The organism is Acidovorax sp. LjRoot204 (assembly GCF_056175785.1).
On the sequence record NZ_JBGFFF010000312.1, the window covers coordinates 1 to 1,885 of the forward strand.

The following is a 1,885-nucleotide window of genomic DNA, read 5'->3' on the forward strand; positions in this document are numbered from 1 at the left end:
CCCGAACAGACTGCGCCCCACGCGCCGGCCGGCCAGCCAGCCCAACGGCAGCATCAGGCCGATGAGCGACACCGACAGCCACACCTGCTGGCGCAGGTTGTTGTTCACCTCGGCCAGCAGCTCCTTGGTAGGAATCGCCATCAGGATCTGCAGCCCCTGCCAGCGCATCGATGCCAGCGGCAGCGAACGGCCCAGCCATTCCTCGCCGTCGGCCTGCAGGCGGCGTGACTCGCCATCTTTCAGGCCCAGCGCCTGCAGCGCATGCAGGCTGGGCACACCCAGATCGTCCAGGGCACGCAGCCGCAGGCCCGGCGTGTTGCCATCACGCAGTAGCACGCGTGACATATCGGGATAGGCCAGCACGCGGCGGTCCTTGTCCACCACCGCGATCTCGGTGCGGGGCATCAGGCGCAGGCCACTGATCTCATGCCCCAGGTCGGTCAGGGCCACGTCCAGGCCAATCACCGCACGCCCGTCCTCGCTGGGCTGGCTCAGCGTGATGCCTACCTCCTGCGTGGTGAAGAACACATAGGGTGCCGTGAGGATCTGGGTGTTCTGCTCCAGCGCCTCGGCGTACCAGGGGCGGGTACGGGGGTCGTAACGGTATTCCGGGCGCACGGCCGAGTCGATCAGCCGCAAGTCTGCGTCGTAATAACTCCAGCGCCCCACCATGCCCGCCAGCCCACGCTCGCGCGCCATGGACTGCACCAGGTACGCCGTTTTGGGCGGTGCATCCAGCCGCACCCGCAAGGCCTCGTTTCGCACCGGCCGCACCAGCAAAAACTGCCCGTCCGGGTAACCGATGAACACCGCCGACAGCAGCGGGTTCTGCTCCAGCAGCCGCGCCAGTACAGGCAGGCGCCGCAGCCGCGCTGGCAGGGTGGACGCAGAGGCCACCGGGTCGAACGCCAGCAGGCGGATGGTGGCATCGGCCGGGTCCACGATGCGATGCACCCGTTCGGCAATGAGCTGGCTGATGCGCTGCGCACTCTCGTCCGATGCCGCAATGATGGCCTGGCGCGCGCTGGTGCTGACCTGGTACACCAGCAACGCTGTCAACAACAGCATGGCGGTGACCACCACGGTGGCGATCAGGACCTCAAAGGGGATGGTGATGCGGCGCCACCATGGCAGGTGGCCGCCTTGGCCCACCGAAGCAGCGCCCGTACCGCGAAGCACAGCGGACGGCGGCGGGTCTTGGGGGCTGTCGCGCAGGGTGTCCATGCGCTGCACTTTAGGGTGAAAGCTGGCGTTCCGTCACCCTCTTTTTGGCAGCCATGGCTGCCACACCACAGCGGCTGGTGCCGCTGTGGTGACAAGTACATCAGCCCAGTTGCTGCGTGACCCAGCCTGTCACCGAAGCCAGTGCTGCGGGCAGTTTGGACGCGTCCGTGCCGCCAGCCATGGCCATGTCGGGCTTGCCGCCGCCCTTGCCGCCGACTTGCTGGGCGACAAAGTTGACCAGTTCGCCCGCCTTGAGCTTGCCCACGCTGTCGGCGGTGACGCCCGCGGCGATCTGCACCTTGTCGCCATCCACGGCGGCCAGCACGATGGCAGCGGTCTTGAGCTTGTCCTTGAGCTTGTCCATGGTGTCGCGCAGSGTCTTGGCGTCGGCACCCGGCAGCGCCGCAGCCAGCACTTTGAGGCCCTTCACCTCCACCGCCTGGCTCACCAGTTCGTCACCCTGGCTCGAGGCCAGCTTACCCTTCAAGGCAGCCACTTCCTTTTCGAGCGCGCGGGCGTTGTCCAGCGCTTGGCTGATGCGGCCGTTGAGCTCGGCCACCGGCGCCTTGAGCGTGCTGGCGGCCTGGTTCACGGTGTCTTCCAGGTTCTGCAAGTACGCCAGTGCGTTGGCGCCGGTCACGGCCTCAATGCGGCGGATGCC

Annotated in this window: 2 protein-coding genes; both read right to left on the reverse strand. The window is 67.3% G+C overall.

Translation table 11 applies throughout. From position 1 onward, the window contains the following. Positions 1-1,224, reverse strand: a 1,224-nt coding sequence (locus AC04MI_RS24890) for a PDC sensor domain-containing protein (protein ID WP_476499009.1), incomplete at its 3' end; no start/stop codon positions are given. 100 nt (positions 1,225-1,324) lie between these two features. Then, on the reverse strand, positions 1,325-1,885 hold a 561-nt coding region (locus AC04MI_RS24895; RefSeq protein WP_476499010.1), incomplete at its 5' end, for a DHHA1 domain-containing protein.